This window comes from Janthinobacterium sp. SUN120, from assembly GCF_030397735.1.
GTDB lineage: Bacteria > Pseudomonadota > Gammaproteobacteria > Burkholderiales > Burkholderiaceae_D > Janthinobacterium > Janthinobacterium kumbetense.
The window spans coordinates 1,731,565-1,748,949 of record NZ_JAPUBW010000001.1; the positions used below are offsets into that span (position 1 = coordinate 1,731,565).

At 64.3% G+C, this 17,385-nt stretch carries 16 protein-coding genes; 1 reads left to right on the top strand and 15 read right to left on the bottom strand.

The genetic code is table 11. From position 1 onward, the window contains the following. Positions 1-44 precede the first annotated feature (44 nt). From O0879_RS07545 to O0879_RS07575, 7 genes are all read right to left on the bottom strand, one after another. Positions 45-1,253 (bottom strand): multidrug effflux MFS transporter, encoded by a 1,209-nt coding sequence (locus O0879_RS07545; RefSeq protein WP_289915715.1) that lies wholly within the window; start codon positions 1,251-1,253, stop codon positions 45-47. Further along, positions 1,250-1,924: a CerR family C-terminal domain-containing protein gene (locus O0879_RS07550; RefSeq protein ID WP_289915718.1), complete on the bottom strand. Its 675-nt coding sequence runs from the start codon at positions 1,922-1,924 to the stop codon at positions 1,250-1,252. Before O0879_RS07550 ends, O0879_RS07545 begins: the two co-directional genes overlap by 4 nt. Before the next feature lie 122 nt (positions 1,925-2,046). Beyond that, positions 2,047-2,517, bottom strand: a complete 471-nt coding sequence (locus O0879_RS07555) for a copper chaperone PCu(A)C (RefSeq protein ID WP_251351251.1) — start codon at positions 2,515-2,517, stop codon at positions 2,047-2,049. Positions 2,518-2,537: 20 nt separating this feature from the next. Then, positions 2,538-3,134, bottom strand: coding sequence for an SCO family protein (locus O0879_RS07560; protein ID WP_251351250.1), 597 nt, complete (start codon positions 3,132-3,134; stop codon positions 2,538-2,540). Positions 3,135-3,196: 62 nt separating this feature from the next. Continuing rightward, positions 3,197-3,562 carry a DUF2946 domain-containing protein gene (locus tag O0879_RS07565; RefSeq protein WP_289911530.1) on the bottom strand — a complete coding sequence of 122 codons (366 nt, stop codon included), beginning with the start codon at positions 3,560-3,562 and terminating at the stop codon, positions 3,197-3,199. 57 nt (positions 3,563-3,619) lie between these two features. After that, on the bottom strand, positions 3,620-4,213 hold the full coding sequence (locus O0879_RS07570; protein ID WP_289915723.1) for a hypothetical protein: 594 nt from the start codon (positions 4,211-4,213) through the stop codon (positions 3,620-3,622). Positions 4,214-4,275: 62 nt separating this feature from the next. Continuing rightward, on the bottom strand, positions 4,276-4,977 hold the full coding sequence (locus O0879_RS07575) for a Crp/Fnr family transcriptional regulator (protein ID WP_251351247.1): 702 nt from the start codon (positions 4,975-4,977) through the stop codon (positions 4,276-4,278). 113 nt (positions 4,978-5,090) lie between these two features. Between O0879_RS07575 and O0879_RS07580 the strand changes: the two genes are divergently transcribed. Next, positions 5,091-6,725 (top strand): acyl-CoA synthetase, encoded by a 1,635-nt coding sequence (locus O0879_RS07580; protein ID WP_289915725.1) that lies wholly within the window; start codon positions 5,091-5,093, stop codon positions 6,723-6,725. A gap of 2 nt (positions 6,726-6,727) precedes the next feature. On the opposite strand, the gene O0879_RS07585 is transcribed toward O0879_RS07580, so the two are convergent. The 8 genes from O0879_RS07585 to O0879_RS07620 all read right to left on the bottom strand — a co-directional run bounded on the left by O0879_RS07585 (position 6,728) and on the right by O0879_RS07620 (position 17,384). Then, a complete protein-coding gene (locus O0879_RS07585) occupies positions 6,728-8,143 on the bottom strand; it encodes an MFS transporter (RefSeq protein ID WP_289911533.1) in 1,416 nt (471 codons plus the stop codon). Positions 8,144-8,216: 73 nt separating this feature from the next. Continuing rightward, on the bottom strand, positions 8,217-8,933 hold the full coding sequence (locus tag O0879_RS07590; RefSeq protein ID WP_289915726.1) for a hypothetical protein: 717 nt from the start codon (positions 8,931-8,933) through the stop codon (positions 8,217-8,219). Between the two features lie 69 nt (positions 8,934-9,002). Next, complete coding sequence (locus O0879_RS07595) at positions 9,003-10,103, bottom strand: branched-chain amino acid aminotransferase (RefSeq protein WP_289911536.1); 1,101 nt, start codon at positions 10,101-10,103, stop codon at positions 9,003-9,005. 117 nt (positions 10,104-10,220) lie between these two features. After that, on the bottom strand, positions 10,221-10,718 hold the full coding sequence (locus O0879_RS07600) for a transcriptional repressor (RefSeq protein WP_289915730.1): 498 nt from the start codon (positions 10,716-10,718) through the stop codon (positions 10,221-10,223). A gap of 133 nt (positions 10,719-10,851) precedes the next feature. Next, positions 10,852-13,200, bottom strand: a complete 2,349-nt coding sequence (locus O0879_RS07605; protein ID WP_289911539.1) for a TonB-dependent siderophore receptor — start codon at positions 13,198-13,200, stop codon at positions 10,852-10,854. A 93-nt stretch (positions 13,201-13,293) separates the two neighbouring features. Beyond that, positions 13,294-15,699 (bottom strand): TonB-dependent siderophore receptor, encoded by a 2,406-nt coding sequence (locus O0879_RS07610; RefSeq protein WP_289915731.1) that lies wholly within the window; start codon positions 15,697-15,699, stop codon positions 13,294-13,296. Positions 15,700-15,790: 91 nt separating this feature from the next. Continuing rightward, a complete protein-coding gene (locus tag O0879_RS07615; RefSeq protein WP_289915732.1) occupies positions 15,791-16,807 on the bottom strand; it encodes a FecR domain-containing protein in 1,017 nt (338 codons plus the stop codon). Further along, entirely contained in the window at positions 16,794-17,384 is a 591-nt protein-coding gene (locus tag O0879_RS07620) for a sigma-70 family RNA polymerase sigma factor (protein ID WP_289915733.1), read from the bottom strand. The genes O0879_RS07615 and O0879_RS07620 overlap by 14 nt, the downstream gene beginning before the upstream one ends. Position 17,385 lies beyond the last annotated feature (1 nt).

Sequence of the window (17,385 nt, forward strand, 5' to 3'; positions counted from 1 at the left end):
CAGTGTAACAAAGCAGAAAGCATGCCATCCTTTTCAAACTCCGCTCATGCTGTTTTGGCAACTCCCATCGCGCCCTGCGCCGCGTCCTGGCGCGTGCCCAGCCACCAGAAAAACGCGGCCAGCGCCACGGCCGAAGCCTGTCCCAGCGCCAATTTCAATGCGCTGTCGAACAGCAACGGTGCGACAAAACCGGACACCAGCGCAAACACCAGCATTTGCACGAAGTTTTGCAACGAGGCGGCAAGGCCCCGCATCTGCGGGAAGATGTCGAGCGTCGACATGGTCATGCCCGGCAAGGCCAGCGACATGCCGAACGCGTACAGCATCACGGGCACGACGGCGAACGGGATGCTGGCCGCGAACCAATGGTTATATGCAATGTTGAGCGCTCCCGTGGCGACCATGGCCAGCAAGCCCCAGCGCACCAGCACGGTGCTTTTCACCGCATGGGCCAGTTTGCCCGACAGCGCCGAGCCGCCCACCAGGCCCGCCACCATGGGGATGAACATCCAGCCGAACGCCGTTTCCGGCAAGCGCAGCAATTCCAGGATGAAATGCGGCGCGGACGCGATGTACAGGGCAAAGCCGCCAAACGCGAAGGCCACGGCCAGCGAACGCAGCAGGAAAGCGCGGTGGCGCAAGGCCAGCCAGTAATTGCGCGCGATGTTGCCTGGGTGGAAGGATTGGCGTTGCTCGACGGCTAGACTTTCCGGCAAGCCTTTCAGGCAGGCGAGCGCCAGCAGCACGGTGACGGAAAACGTGAAGACGAACGTCGATTGCCAGCCGTAGGCCACATGCAGCCAGCCGCCGATGATGGGGGCGATGGCGGGCGCGATGCCGAACACCATCATGATATTGGCCAACATCTTTTGCGCGGCCGCGCCTGACAAACTGTCGCGCACGATGGCTTGTCCGATCACCCGGCCCGCCCCCGCCGAGGCGCCCTGCATGCCGCGGAAGAACAGCAGCCAGCCAAAACTGGGCGCGAAGGCGGCGCCGATGGAGCCCACGGCAAAGATCAGCAGCGAAGCGAGGATCACGGGACGGCGGCCGAAGGAGTCGGACAAGGTGCCGTAGAACAAGGTCATGAAGGCATAGGCGGCCAGGTAGACGCTCAGGGTCTGCTGCACCAGCACGCTGCTGACGTCGAAATGCGTGCCGATCGCGGGAAACGACGGCAGGAAGGTATCCGTGGCGAACGGGCCCAGCATGGCCAGCCCCGCCAGCACCAGGGTCAGGTTGCGCGCCTTCATGCGGCCGCCTGCGCGGCATGCTGGCGGCGCAAGCCATCGAGGGCGGCCAGCGAGAACGCGGCGACATGCTGCGCAATGCTGGCGGTGCCCGCCTCGTCATAGGTGATTTCCGGCGCCACCAGTTCATGCACGATGCGAGAACGGGCGTAGAACACGGCCTGGCCGATCACGCTGAACACGCATTTCTGCACCACGTCCGCCGGCATGGCCTGCCCCACCACGCCACGGATCAAGCCCGTAAACAGCGCATGGTGCGCGCGCACATCGCGGTCTGCCAGCATGTGGATGGCGGCCGTCGGCTCGATCAGTTCGCGCGCCACCAGGCGGCTGAACAGCGAAGCCGGTCCCGGACGCAGCATGTCGAATACCATCGATTGTATCGCCAGGCGCAACTGTTCCACGGGCGCCACGGCTGCCGCAGGGCCGGCTTCCGGCGCGGCAGCGGCCGAGGCACGCGCCAGCGCGCGCGCATGGTCGAAGGCGGCCAGGTACAGCTCTTCCTTGCCATGAAAGTAATAATTGACCATCGCCACGTTGACGTGGGCCGCTTCGCAAATCCGGCGCACGGACGCGAGCCGGTAGCCTTCGTCGGCAAACAGCTGCACCGCCACTTGCAGGATGCGCGCGCGGGCCGGTTCCGTTTCCTGGTCGCTTCTCTTTTCTTCCGTCATGCCATTCCCATCGTTTAAACAGCTGTTTAATATTGGATGGCATTATATCAAACAGCCGTTTAACTTTCAGGCGAACACAAAAAAGCCCGGCGAACCGGGCTTTTCAAGGGCGTATCGGCAGCTTAATGCTTCATCGCCGGCATCGGGGCCGAGGCGGCGCCCAGCGGACGGGCCACGGCATTGACTTCGATGGTTTCGCGGCGCTTGTCCTCGCCTTCGACGACGAGGGTCAGCGGAATCTTGTCGCCCGCCTTCACCTGTCCTTTGAGTTCCAGCAGCATGACGTGGTAGCCGCCCGGCTTCAGTTCGACGGCTTTGCCGGCTGGCAAAGCGATTTCCTTGACCTGGCGCATGCGCATCATATTGTCCGTCATGCTCATTTCGTGGATTTCCGCCACGCCCGCCACGGGCGAGCGCACTTCCAGCAGGCGCATGGCTTTCGGCGCCGTGATCTGCATGAAGGCGCCCGTGGCTTTTTGCTGCGGCACGGTGGCGCGCACCCACGGGTCGGTGATTTGCACGGACGTCTGGGCAATGGCGGAGAAGGACAGCACGGTCAGGGCCGCAGCCAGCAGGGTTTTGACATGGGTCATGATTATTCCTTTCGTGATAGTTACAAGGTGTATTTCGATTTCATCAAGGTCTTGATGTCCTGCACGCACTCGTCGCCCGTCAACTGGTGCTTCAAGCCCAGGCGCATGCGCCCCTCGTTATCGAGCACATAGCTGATGGCCGTGTGGTCCATCGTGTACGAGCTGCCGCTGGGCACGCGGCGGTAGAAGACCTTGTAATTGAAGGCCGTCTGCGCCGTCGCCTGCGGGTCCGTGCGCAAGCCGAGGAAGCTGGGGTCGAAGGCGCGCATGTATTCGCCCAGCAACTCGGGCGTATCGCGCTCGGGGTCGATGCTGATGAAGATCACTTGCAGCTTGTCGGCATCGGCGCCCAGCTTCTGGCGGATTTCCAGCGCGCGCGACAACGCTGTCGGGCACACGTCCGGACATTGCGTAAAGCCAAAGAAGACCATCACATACTTGCCCTTGAAGTCGGCCAGGGTGTAGACCTTGCCGTCGGGGCCGCTCAATTTGAAGTCGGGCTTGTAATCGCCTCCCGTCAAGTCGAGACCGTTGTAATGGGGTTTGGGCGCTTGTTCGCAAGCGGCAAGCGTGAGCAATCCCGCCGTGCCGGCGAGAAGGAAAAGACGACGTTTCATGGCATTCTGGCCCGATGGGCGTAGTGGATACAGTTAAGACGTGGAAAGCGTGACGGCTGCGTTCAGGCAGCCGCAGGGGGGCCGCGCGGGCTGGCGGCCAGCCACGCGAACGGAGCCCGCGGCGCCTGGTAAAACAGGGGCGGATACAGGTCGTGGCCCGTGATGACGGGCAGCGTCGATGACGACGATGGCGGCAAGCCCACGCTGCCCGCATGGCTCATGCAAAACGGGCAATGCTCGATGTGGTGCAGCACGGAATCGGTGGTGGACTTGGCGGCCGGGGCCAGGTCCGCTTGCGTGTAGACGGCGCCGCTGGCCGAGCAGATCTCGACGGCGGCATTGTTCGCGTTGGCGTGCAGCGAGGCAAACGCATACGACAGGGATGGCGACAGCGCATTGAGCAGTATCGCCAGGCAGGCGAACCACATATGCCACTGTTTGCGCTTCAATAATGATCCCATGGCCCCGATTATAACGGAGTCTGGCTATCCGGGCGCCTGGCCGCGCAGGAACAGGCTGGGACGCACGCCCGCCACGTCCACGCAGGCGTCGCAAAACGCGGGGATCGAGGCAAAGCCGGAACCGGCCGCCACTTGCGCCAGGTCGCGTTCGCCGTCTTCGCCGTCGGCATCCGCCTGCGCCGCCGTGTGCAGCGCGTGCGCCAGGCGCTGTTCGCGCACCAGACTGAGCAGTGCCTCGCCCTCGGCAAACAGGCGCGCCCGCGCCTTGTGCGGCGTCACTTGCCACAGGGCCGCCAGGCGGGCCGCCGTCCACTTGCCTTGCGGCGTATCAAAGATGTGCTGCGCCAGCGCCTGGCTCCAGCGCTTGCCGCCGCCGTGGCCGCCCTCCGCCTCCTCGCCTTCCAGCGCCAGGGTGAACACGGCCGGCTTGCCCCGCCCCGGCATCACGTCGCAGGCAAAGCGCAAGAAGGCGGGCACGACGAAACTGTCGCCGCTGGCCAGTTTCTTGGTGGCGATTTCATTGTGCAAAGTCACAAAACCCTGGCGCACGGTAACGCGCAGCCGGAGCGGAAAGCGCAAGCCCAGCAAGTGCAAGGGATGATCGGAAACGAGGGCCATGCGTCAGGTCAAGGTGGTGAACGAGCCGCCAGCATGCCACACATCGCGCGCCGGGTCTGTCATCACAGTGACGCCACGCCGTAGCGGCGCAAGCCGTCGAGGTCGACGACGCGGATGGATTGGTAGGCGATGCTGATCAGGTTCAATTCTGCCAGATGGCCCAGCGCCTGGTTCACGCGCTGGCGCGAAATGCCCGTCAGCAAGCCGATTTCTTCCTGCGACAGCTCAAGCACGCTGGACGTGCGCGGGTATAACATGGGGTGGAACAGTTGCGCGATGGCTTGCGCCACTTGCGCGTCGACGGCCAGCAGGCGCTGGTTCTGGATGGTGGCGATGAATTGGCCCATGCGCTCGTTCAACTGGCGGATGACGAAGGCATTGAAGGAGAGGCTCTCGGCCAGCAACAGGTGAAACAGGTCCACCGGCACAAGGAGGATGCTCGATGCGCGCACAGCCACCACGTCGTAGCGGCGCAATTCGCGCTTGAGCACGCTGCCCTCGCCGCACCAGCCGCCGGCCGGCACGCCGGAAAACGTGGCGCCGCGCCCATCGGCATTGTAGACGGCCAGCTTGATCAAGCCCGTGTGCACGCCGATCCAGTGCGCCGACGGTTCGCCGCGCCGCGTGATGAAGGCGCCCGCCTCGTAATGCCGCAGCACGCTGTCGGCGCGCAACAGGGTCTGATGCCGCGCGTCGAGGGCCGTGAACCAGTCGTGGCTGTCGAGTTCTGGCACGGCAAGGCCTACACTATCGTTGCTATCCATTCCACCCTTCAGTTGTCACTAAGATGACAGTGATTTTCCAGCACCGGTGCTATGCTAACCGGTATCAATCCCGAAACAGGGAGCTATAGAATTTTATTTACCAGGAGACAAGCATGACACCTGATTTCAATACCTGCCTCGGCAAAAACAGCGCCAACTACGCCGCCCTCACCCCGCTCGACTATATCGCCAGGGCAGCGGCAGTATATGGCAATCGCCTGGCAATTGCACATGGCGCCGTGCGCCAGACGTGGCGTGAAACATATGCGCGCACGCGCCGCCTGGCGTCAAGCCTCGTCAAACTGGGCGTGGGCACGGGCGACACGGTCGCCGTGATGTTGCCGAACACGCCCGCCATGGTGGAAGCGAGCTTCGGCGTCCCGATGGCCGGCGCCGTCCTCAACGCCCTGAACATCCGCCTCGACCTGGCCTCGCTGACCTTCATGCTGCGCCACGGCCAGGCGAAAGTCTTGCTGGCCGATACGGAATTTGCCGAGCTGGCACGCCAGATGGCGGCGCAGATTCCCGGCTTGCGCGTGATCCAGGTCAACGACGTGCTGGGACCGGAAGTGGACGCCTTTTCCGACCTCGACTACGAAAGCTTGCTGGCCAGCGGCGACCCCGATTACGACTGGCAGCCGCCCGCCGACGAGTGGGATGCCATCGCCCTGAACTACACGTCCGGCACCACGGGCGACCCGAAAGGCGTCGTCTACCACCACCGCGGCGCGGCGTTGAACGCCCTGTCGAACATATTAGAGTGGGACATGCCCAAGCATGCCGTGTATTTATGGACATTACCGATGTTCCACTGCAACGGCTGGTGCTTCCCGTGGACGGTGGCCGCCCGCGCCGGCGTCAACGTGTGCCTGCGCAAGTTCGAGCCGAAGCTCGTGTTCGACCTGATGCGCGAATTGCGCATCACCCACTATTGCGCCGCACCCATCGTGCACGCAGCGCTGGCCAACGCGCCCGCCAACTGGCGCGACGGCATCGATTGGACCGTGCGCGGCATGGTGGCTGGCGCGCCGCCGCCGGCGGCCATGGTGGCGAAGATCGAAGCCATGGGTTTCGACCTGATCCACTCGTATGGCTTGACGGAAGTGTACGGCCCGGCCGCCATCTGCGCCGAGCAGGACGAGTGGGCGGCCCTGTCGCAGGAAGAACGCGCCGTACTCAAATCACGCCAGGGCGTGCGCTACCACTTGCAAAGCGCCGTGGCCGTGATCGACCCGGAAACCATGCAGCACGTGGCGGCCGACGGCGAACAGATTGGCGAAATCATGTTCCGCGGCAACATCTGCATGAAGGGCTATTTAAAGAATGAAAAGGCGACGCAAGAAGCGTTCGCGGGCGGCTGGTTCCACACGGGCGACCTGGGTGTCATGTATCCGGACGGCTACATCAAGCTGAAGGACCGCAGCAAGGACATCATCATTTCCGGCGGAGAGAATATTTCCAGCGTGGAAGTGGAAGACGCCCTGTACCACCATCCGCAAGTGCTGGCCGCCGCCGTCATCGCCCAGCCGGACGAAAAATGGGGCGAGACGCCGTGCGCCTTCGTCGAGCTGCGCGAAGGCGGCACGGTGACGGAAGCGGAATTGATCGCCTTCTGCAAGAACAACCTGGCCGGTTTCAAGGTGCCGAAAGCCATTTATTTCGGTCCCCTGCCCCGCACGTCGACGGGCAAGATCCAGAAGTTCGAATTGCGCAAGCGCATGCAGTCGGACAAGGCCATCGACGTCTAGGCTTAGCTGCCCTTGCCTGTCAGCCACGCCGGCTGCGCCACCACCAGGCGCGAGAAGCTGGCGATGCTGGCCACGGCGGCGAAGCCTGCCGCCAGGCACAACGCATACGTCGTGCCCCGGCTGGCGGAAACCGTGAAGCAATACGCGACCAGCGCCGCGCCCGTCGCTTGCCCGATCAGGCGCGACGTGGCCACCACGCCGCTGGCGCCGCCGGCCCGTTCGGGCGGCGCGCTACCCATGATGGCTTTCAGATTGGGCGCCTGGAAGAAACCGAAACCGATGCCGCACAGGGCCATGCGCCAGCCGATGTCGAACACGCTGGGGTGGGCCGGTATCCACACGAGTGTCAGCAAGCCACCGGCCAGCGCCGCCAGGCCGATGCCGCCCAGCACGCCCGGCGAATAGCGGTCGCTGAGGCGCCCGGCGACGGGCGCCATCACGGCCACCAGCACGGCCCATGGCGTCATCAAAAAGCCCGTCTCGACGGGTGAACGGCCCAGGGTGACTTCAAAGTAAAACGGCAGCGAGACGAAGGCCAGCCCCTGCGCGGCAAACGTGCAGATGGCCGTCAGCGACGACAGCAAAAAAAGGGGACGGCGGAACAGGTCGATCGGCAGCATGGGCGCCGCATGCCCCGCCTGGCGGCGCAGCAGCAAAACAAAGAACACCACCACCGCCACCAGTTCCGGCAGCAAGGTCGACAGCGCCGCGTGATGGGCCGCGTCGCCAAACAACAGGATCAGCAAGCCGAAGGCGCCCACGTTGTACAGCGCCGTGCGCGCATCGAGGGTATGCCCGGACAACTTGGTGGCCGGCAGCATGCGGCTGGCGAGGAAGAAGCCGGCCACGCCGAGCGGCACGTTGATGGCGAACAGCCACGGCCACGAGGCCGTCGCCAGGATCAAGGAGGCGGCCGTGGGCCCGATGGCGAACGCGACGGCCACCACCAGCGCATTGTTGCCGAACGCGCGGCCCAGCAAGTGTTTAGGGTACAGGGCGCGCAGCAGCGCCGTATTGACGCTCATCATGGCGCTGGCGCCGACGCCCTGGAACAAACGCGCCACCACCAGCGACGGCAAGGACCAGGCCAGCGCGCACGCGAGCGAAGCCAACGTAAACAGGAACATGCCGGAGATAAACACGCGCCGGTAGCCGGCGATTTCACCCAGCGCGGAAAACGGCAGCAGGGTCGCCACCATGGCCAGCTGATACACGTTGACGATCCAGACGGAAGCGGCCGGCGTCGTGTGCAGCTCGCCGGCGATGGCCGGCAAGGCCGTGTTGGCGATCGCCGTATCGAGCGAAGCCATGCCCACGCCGATGGCCAGCGCCAGCATGGCCCATACACGGGCGCCGGGCGGCAAGCCGTCCTCGCCCACCATCACGGCTTGCGTTTGCTGCCGCATAGACTGCTGCATACACTACCTGTTCATCTTGCTGATCCGGCCAATACACTAACATGTATGTAAGAAACCTGCAGGACAGGCCAGCTTACTTCTGGCAATCGATGACCTTGAAATCTTTCGAGTAGCAGATGCGCAACTCGCCCGAATGCTTTTCATAGCCGAGCCAGCGGCCCTTCAATTGCGGATTATGCTGCTTCATCCACTGGAACAACTCATTCTTGGGCATGCTGGAGTCCGGCAACTTCAAGGCCTGGAACAGCTCGCGTTCCTTCTCGAAATACTGCTTGGCCGTATCGAAATCGCAGGCGCCATGCTTTTCCCATTCGCCCTGCAGCAAGGCTTCGCCCGGCTGCATGCACATATAGGGCAGGATCTCGGACGGCGCCAGCTTCGGCAAATTGCCCTTGCAGTAACGCGGGTGCAGTTCCGTCTTGCGCGGCGGCGTCACGGAAATGTCGTCGCAGCTGGCCGGGTTGTTCGACTGCGCCCACAGGCCATGCACGATCCAGCCGAAGTGATTGCTATCGGCGCACTGGAAGGCAGCCTTTTTCGACACGGCGCCACGGCGGCGCTGGCTGTCGCAAAATCCTGGCGACCACGACAGCGCCAGCATGAAGTAATCGGTGGGCACGTTGGTGCTTTGCTTGTAGCACGTGTTTTTCTCGTCCGACGGCTTGACGTCGTAATCGTAGTAGCTGACGTTGCGGGGAATGGCGCAGCTGGCGTCGGCCGCGTGGACGGCGCCGGCAGACAGGCTGATGAACACGGCGGCCAGCGCGGGCAAGACAGTTCTCAATTGCATCGGGTTTCCCTTTCAGAATATAAAACGCCGGCAACTGAGTGCCGGCGCGGTATCAATCAAACAAACTGATTAACAAACCTTGTGCATCCAGCCATGCGTATCAGCCGCCGTGCCATGCTGCAAGCCCAGCAGCGCTTCGCGCAGGGCCAGCGTGACGGCGCCGTTTTCATTGTTGTTGATGGTCATTTCAAAGCCATTGGCCTTGGCCACGCCCACCGGGGTGATGACGGCGGCCGTGCCGCAGGCGAACACTTCGGTCATGCGGCCCGAGGCGATGTCGTCGCGCCATTGCTGGACAGACAATTTACGCTCTTCCGTCGCATAGCCAAGGTCTTTCGCCATTTCCAGCAGGCTGCGGCGGGTGATGCCTGGCAGCAAGGTGCCCGTCAATTCCGGCGTCACGACGGTGACTTTCTCGCCATCCTGGTAGACAAAGAACAAGTTCATGCCGCCCATTTCTTCGATGAATTCGCGGTGCACGGCGTCCAGCCAGACGACCTGGTCGCAGCCCTTCTCTTGCGCTTGCGACTGGGCCATCAGGCTGGCCGCGTAGTTGCCCGCGCACTTGGCTTCACCCGTGCCGCCCGGCGCGGCGCGCACGAAGTCTTCGCTGATCCACACGGTGACGGGTTTCACGCCTTTCGGGAAATAGGCGCCGGCCGGCGAGGCGAACAGCACGAACAGGTATTCTTCCGATGGACGCACGCCCAGGTAAGGGTCGGTGGCGATCATCAGCGGACGCATGTACAGGCTCTCGCCCGTGTTCTTCGGCACCCAGTTACGGTCTTGCGCAATCAGCGCGTCGCCCGCTTCCAGGAACAGCTCGACAGGAATGGCCGGCATGGCCAGGCGCGCGGCGCTGCGGTTGAAGCGTTCCGCGTTTTGTTCCGGACGGAAAGTCTTGATGCTGCCATCGGGCTGCGCGAAAGCCTTATAGCCTTCGAAGATGGCCTGGCCGTAGTGCAGCGACGACGCGGACGGGTCCAGCATCAGCGGGCCGTAAGCCTTCAGTTCGCCCTGCTGCCATTTGCCGTCGCGGTAAGGAATCACCACCATGTGGTCGGTGAAGATGCGGCCGAAGGCGGGATTGACCATGCGCGCGGCGCGTTCGGCGTCGGACAGGGGGTGGGCGGATGGGGTGACGACGAGATTCGGTGTGGAAGTGGTCATGGCAGCAGAAGACGAGTCAGGGAGAATAAAGAGATTCCCTATTGTAGCGCCTAATGCGCGCGGCGAGGCGGCGGATGGCCTTGCAGCAATGTTGCGCCGCATCAAAAGGCGGCGCCGTCAGGCGGCCCGCAGGGGCTTGCCCCGCCCTGCTTGCGCTTCCCCGGCGCACTGGCTGCAGCGCATCTGCACGGAAATCACGTTGGCGCCGATGTCCATGCCGTGCGCCAACGCCACCTGGCGCAGCTGCTCCACCAGCGGCGCATCCTGCACCAGCACGCTGCGTTCGCACACGCGGCACACGAGGTAGCAACTGTCCGTTTCCACCTGGTCCGGCTTGATCAGGTAGCGCGCCTTGTTGCCGCTGGCGCTAGCCTCGCGCTCGCGCAGCAGCAAGCCGGCCAGTTCCATTTCCTTGAGCACGCGGTAAATCGTGCCCAGGCTGACGGCAATGCCGATGTGCAGCAGTTGCTGATAAATGCTTTCCGCATTCATCGCTTGCCGCTGCGTGCCGGCCAGCACTTGCAAGATGCAGATGCGCGCGCTGGTCGGGCGCAGGCGCACGGCGCGCAAGCGCTCGAACACGCGGCCATCGCCCTGGTATTGAATGTCTTGCATGGGATTCTCCGCTTGTGCGTTCTGCTCTACTGACATTGCCAAGCGAGAAGCGCAAAAGGGAACCGGGAAATGAAAAAAAGCGCCGTTCCCGACTACTGGAACGGCGCCTTGCGCTACCTCAAACCGGCAAACATCAGAACTTCATGTTGGCCGTCAGGGTTGCCGAGCGGCCCGGTGCCACGCCAGCGTAATGCGGCGAGGAAACCTTGTCGAAGTACAGCTTGTTCGTCAGGTTCTGGATGTTCAGCTGCAGGGTCACGTTGCGGTTGACCACATAGCTGGCCATGGCGTCGAAACGCGTGTAGGCCGGGGCAAACTTGTTGTTGGCCACGTTCGCGTAGACCTTGTCGACGTAGTTCACGCCGCCGCCCACCGTGATGGCGGGCGTGACCAGGTAGGACGTCCACAGCGAGGCGCTGTTTTTCGGCGTCGTCGGGAACTGGTTGCCGTTGTATGGCGACGGTGCATATACGGGTACCGCCGTCGTGCCCGTATTGACGTAGCCATTGTTTTCCACGATGGCGTTCAGGTGCGTGTAGCCGCCGAACACCGACCATTCCTTGGTGATATTGCCGCTCACGCCCAGCTCGATACCCTTGACTTGCTTGTCGCCCACGTTTTGCGTGGTGCCGTCCGGTGCCGTCACGCGCGCATTGCTCATGTCGCTCTGGAAATAGGCGCCGCTCACGGACAGGCGGCCACCCGGCAGCACTTCCCATTTCGTGCCCAGCTCGAAGCTCTTGCTTTCCTGCGGCTTCAGGTTCTGGATGGCGACCGTCAAGCCGTCGATGCCGTCGCCGCCGTCATTGCCCGGTGGCGTGGACGAGGTGCCGTAGGAAACATACACGCTGCTGTTGGTCGATGGCTTGTACACCAGACCCGCCTGGTAGCTGGCGAAGGTGGCGTGCACCTTGGCGCTGGTGGCGGCGGTGGTCTTGCCGTCGAGCGTGTATTGCGGCGTGTTCAGCGAACTCTTGTAGTCATCCCAGCGGATACCCACGTTGAGCAGCCATTGCGGCGTGAACTCGATGGTGTCGAAGCCGTACACGGAACGCGTGTTGGTGACGATATTCGTGCGTGCCGGCGACACCGTGCGCGTGTAGACCCACGGGTCGTTGGCGTTCGGGTTGAGCAACGGTGCGCAGTTGTACAGGGTGGCCGCGCCATAGGTCGGGCAGTTGGAACCGACTTTTTCCAGCGGGTTGTTCGCCCCCGGGCTGAACATATAGGAGCTGCGATCCGTTTCCTCGCGGCCGATTTCCAGGCCCACCGTGTAGGTGTGCTTCACGCCGCCGGCCAGGAATTCGCCGCCCAGGCTGGTCGCATTGGCCAGCGCGTCCGTATCGGTCGTGCGCGTGTTGGCGCGGCGCCAGACGGTGCCGTACAGCATGGTGTTGCCCTTGGAATCATCGGGCTGGGTCCACACGTAGTCGTTGCTGGTCTTGCCGTAACGGGTCACGTTGCGCAAAATCAACTTGTTGCCGAAGTCGTGGCGCACGTCGATGGTGCCGATATCGCTTTGCGTGTCGCGGAAATCGCGGTTGACCAGGCCATAGAAGGTGTCGCGCGGCACGTTGACGGGGGTGCCGTTGCCATTTTTCGATACATTCGCGCCCGACGAGAACGGGTTGTTGAACGGCAAGCCGGTGTCCGGCAATTCGCTCGACTGCATGTGGTAGTAGCTGAGGGTCGCCTGCGTGGCCGATTTCAGGCCGAAGGTGATCGATGGCGCGATGCCCCAGCGGTCGCCATTGATGTAGTCGCGGCCGGCCACATGGGCGTCATGCGCCATCACGTTCAGGCGCACGGCCACGTCGTCGCTGATGACGCGGTTCACGTCGGCCGTGGCGCGGCGGTACTTGGCGCTGCCCAGGCCCACGGTGGCGTTGGTGAAATTGTCGACTTTCGGCGTCTTGCTGATCAGGTTGACGCCGCCGCCCGCGGACGAACGTCCACCGTAGGCAGAGTTCGGGCCCTTGACGACTTCGATTTGTTCCAGCGCAAAGATTTCACGCGATTGGGAACCCGTGTCGCGGATGCCGTCGATATACGTATCCGTTTGCGCGTTGTAGCCGCGGATGAACAGGTTGTCGCCCACAGGGTTGCCGCCTTCGCCGGCGCCGATGGTGATGCCCGGCACGGTGCGCAGCGCATCCGTCAGCGAGACGGCGCCCGTTTGCGAAATGATTTCGGCAGGAATCACGGTGACGGATTTCGGCGTGTCCAGCAGCGGCGCCGTCAGCTTGTCGTTGGCCGATTTGACGGGCGCCTGGATCAGGCGGTCAGCCGTGCCCACGACCTTGACTTCCTGCAACTGCTGCGGCTTGTCCACCGTTTGCGCGTGCAGCGCCAGCGGCATGGCCAGGGTGGCAAACGCGGCCAGGGCCGTGCCATGCATGCGTGGCGCGGAAGTGGTGTGGTGCTTGCGGCTGCGGATGAGGGCTGCCGGCTTGGCGGCGCCCGCTTGGTCTTTCAATGTCATCGCTATCTTTCACTCTATCGGATGGATTAAATTATGGCTGGCTACTGCGCCGTGGCGCCTGGCTGGCTCGTTGATTGCTTGGGTACGACAAAACTAGAACCGCCACAGCGCCGTCATGCGCAACGCCCGGGGCGAGCCGGGCGCGATGTTGTCGTTGCTGTGGGCGGAGGCAAAATATTTTCTGTTGAACAGGTTTTCCACATTCAGCTGCAGCTGAAAATTTCCTTGCGGCTTGAAGTAGACGGCGCCATCGACGCGGGCAAATCCCGGCAGCGCCACCGTATTCGACACGGACGCATACACGGCGCTGCGGGCAATGATGCCCAGCGCCGCGCCCCAGGCAGGCGAAAAATCGTAGCGGTTCCACAGCGACAGGCTGTGCCGGGGCACATGGGCCACCGTGGCCCCCTCGAATGCCGTGGCCGATTGCGTGGCCGTCAACACGGCCCGCTGCCAGGCATAGCCGCCCGCGATGCTCCACCCGGGTTGGACCTTGCCCTTCACTTCCAGTTCCAGCCCCTCGCTGCGCTGGCCATCGACCAGCATGGCCCGCGTGGCGTCATTCGGGTCGGTGACGGCGACCTTGCTGCGCGTCAAACGGTACAGGGCCGCGCTGGCCGACAGGTCCGGCGTGGCTTCCCATTTCACGCCCGCTTCCACGTTGCGAAAACGTTCAGGTTCAAACACGGCGTTACTGGGCGTCAATGACGCCAGCTGTTCGCCCGCGCGCGGCAAGAACGATTGGCTGACGCTGGCATACAGCGACAGGGCCGGCACGGGCTGATAGATCAGGGCTGCGCGCGGCGACCACGGCGCATCCGTGCGGGCGATGCGCGCGCCATTGCGGCGGTTGACGAAATCGACGGCGAAGCGCTCGTAGCGCAGGCCGGCAATCGCCTGCCATTGCGGGCTGAAACGGACCTGGTCCTGCAGGTACAGGGCGGCCGTGTCGGCCACGCCATGGTTGTCGGCATCCGTGGCGCTGGGGCGGAAGGTCACGGGCAAGTCCGTCACGGGGTGCGAAGTGGGCAGGCTGATGTGCGTGACGCCCTCGCCCAGGGTGGTGAAATAGCCGGTGTTGCGCAGATTGTCCGTCGTCTGGCGGCCCAGTTCCCCGCCCGCCGTCAGGCGGTGCCGCACGGCGCCGCTGCTGACCGTCCACTCCACGTCCGTCTGGTTGAACAGGTTGCGCCGCAAGGTGGCGCTGTTGTACGCCAGCACCGTCACGCTGGCCCCATCCGCGCTGACGGGGCCGGGAAAGGCATTCTGGTACAGCTTGTCGTAATCGGCCAGGCGCGTGCGGTTGCGCAAGACCGCACCGCCGGCGAACGCATGCTCGATGGTCACGCCCAGCGCGTCGATGTAAGCCCACGACGGGCTGCTGCCGGCGATGCCGAAAAACGTGGACGGGTCCGTGTCGAACGGCCGGCCCCGGTACGACGGCAGGCCCCGGTCGGTCACGCGGTCGTCGCGAAAATGTTCATAGCTGGCTTGCACGGTGGTGCGCGGCGACAGGCGCCAGGCCACGACGGGGTTGACGGCGCTGCGGCGCACCTTGACGCCCTGGCGAAACGAGCCGCTGTTTTCCGCCATGGCGTTGACGCGCACGGCCACGTCGCCTTTCACGACCTGTTGCAGATCGATGGCGGCGCGCCCGTTGCGCCAGGCGCCCAGGCTCAGCGTTGCTTCGCCGTCATCGACCCACTGCGGCTGCTTGGTGGCCCGGTTGATCACGCCACCGCCGCCGCCATGGCCGAAGACGAGGGCGTTCGGCCCCTTGATGGCCTCGACCGCTTCGATATTGTAGAAATCGCGGTAGTACTGCACGTCGTCGCGCATGCCGTCCAGATAGAAATCCGATGTCGAGCTGTTGCCGCGCATCACGGCCGTATCGCGGTTGCCCTCGCCTGCGGCCGTGCCCACGCCCGGCATGTAGCGCATGGCGTCGGCCAGGGTGCGCATGTCCTGGTCGCGTATCAATTCACGGCTCACCACGCTGACGACCTGCGGCGTGTCATGCAGGGCCGTGTCGTTGCGGCTGGCGGCGGAAGAACTGGTACGGCGGTAGCCATCGTCGCCGCTGCCCTGCACGGTGACGGGCGCCAGCACTTGCAAGCCGGCGCCCTCCCCGTCCAGGTCGGCGCGCAGGGGCGTCGGGGCCAGGCGCACGATGTAACTTCCGTCCGGCAACTGCACGGCCACGAGGCCCGTTCCTGCCAGCAATTGCTGCAAGCCCTGGCCCGTGGCCACGGTGGCGTTCAAGCCGGCGCTGCGTTTGCCCTGCGTCAAGCCGCCCTCGGCCGACAGCAAGATTCCCGCCTGGCCCGCGAACTGGCGCAGGGCCTGGCCCAGGGGCGCGGCGGCGATGCGGAAGCTGTGCACGGTCTCTTCCGCCGCCGCTGCCATCGCATGCATGGCAGGCACGGCCAGCAGCGCCGCGGCCAGGGACAGCGGCAGCAGACGGCGGGCAAACGGCAGGGAGACAAGGTACGGCGGCACGGCATTCCTTATTGATGTTGAGCAGCTTACTTCTACCTTGCCAAACAACTTTTCAAAAAGGGAACTACTTTTTGAGAAATATTCTCATTTACTATTTTGACTGCGGCAGCTGGGCTTCCACCGTCACCCACCAGTCATGCAGGCGATGTACTCTCACGGGCAAGGTCGCTTCCAGCGCCGCCAGGATGCGGTCCGTATCGGCCAGCGGGTAGCTGCCCACGAGGCGCAGGTGGGCCACCTCGGGCGCGCAGCCCAGGTGGCCGCGCCGGTAGCGCGACAGTTGCGCGAGGAAATCATCGAGCCGCATCTGCTCCGGCTGCAGGCGGTACTCGATCCAGGCGGCCCCGTTCGGGTCGGCGGCGTATGGCTCGCCGATGAAGCCGTCGCCAAAGCGCACTTGCTGGCCGGCCGGCACGATGCGCGGCACGCCGCCATCGCGGGGCGCCACCTCGACGCTGCCCTCGTAGACGGCCAGCAAGGTCGCATCGCCCTGCGGCTGCACGCTGAAACGCGTGCCCAGCGCGCGCAGGCGGCCGTGCACGGTGTCGACCACGAGCGGGCGCGCCGGCTGGCGGCTGTCGCGCGCGGAGGAAAGATAGATTTCGCCGCCATGCAGGGCGATGCGGCGCAGCGCGTCGCTGTAATCGATGTCGAGGGACGTTGCCGTGTTCAGCCACAGTTGCGAGCCGTCGGCCAGCGCCAGCTGGCGGATGGTGCCGACCGGCGTTTTTTCACCCGCATGCAGGCTGGCAACCCAGCTGCGCGTATCGCGCCGCAGCAGCGCGGCGCCGCCCGTGCCGGCAGTCAGGCACAGCGCCAGCAAGCCCTTGACCAGGCTGCGGCGCGCGGCGTCGCTCTGGCGCGGGCCTGCGGCGTCGAGCGCCTGGCGCGCCGGTTCCGCCGGCACCTGGCGAAATTCGGCGCTGACGGCTTCCACCCTGCGCCAGGCGGCGCGGTGGGCGGGCGAACTGGCATGCCAGCGCTCCCAGGCTTGCTGGTCGGCAGGACCGGCATCGTCCCCGCGCAGCACGGCGAACCATTCGGCCGCTTCCTGCAGGATGGCGTAGTCGGCCGGCGGCATGGCGGTGCCTGGCTTAGGCGGCATCATCCATGCACAGCATGCATTGCAGCATGGCTTGCGCCATGTATTTTTTCACCATGCGTTCGGATACATCCAGCTGGCCGGCGATCTGCGCATACGTCAGGCCGTCGAGCTGCGCCAGCAGGAAGGCCTGACGCGCGCGCGGCGACAGGGTATCGAGCATGGCGTCGATGCGGCATAGGGCTTCGACCACGAGGGCCCGCTCTTCCGGCGACGGCGCCGTCATTTCGGGATGGCTAGCCAGGGCCGCCAGGAACGTGCGTTCCAGGGTCAGGCGGCGCCAGTGGTTGACCAGCAAGCCATTGGCCACCGTGCTCAGGTAGGCGCGCGGCTCGCGCAGGCTGTCCGCCGATTGCGTCGCCAGCATGCGCACGAAGGTGTCCTGCGCCAGGTCGGCCGCACCGTCGCGGCAACCGAGCTTGCGCCACAGCCAGTTATACAGCCAGCCATGGTGGCTGGCGTACAGGTCGCTAAAGGTATCGAGGGAGGGAGAAATGGTGGACACGGGCAAACAAACAAAGGGGCTGCCATACTTGCCGGTCAAGTGGGTCAGCATTGCATCACGAATGAGAATGATTTTCATT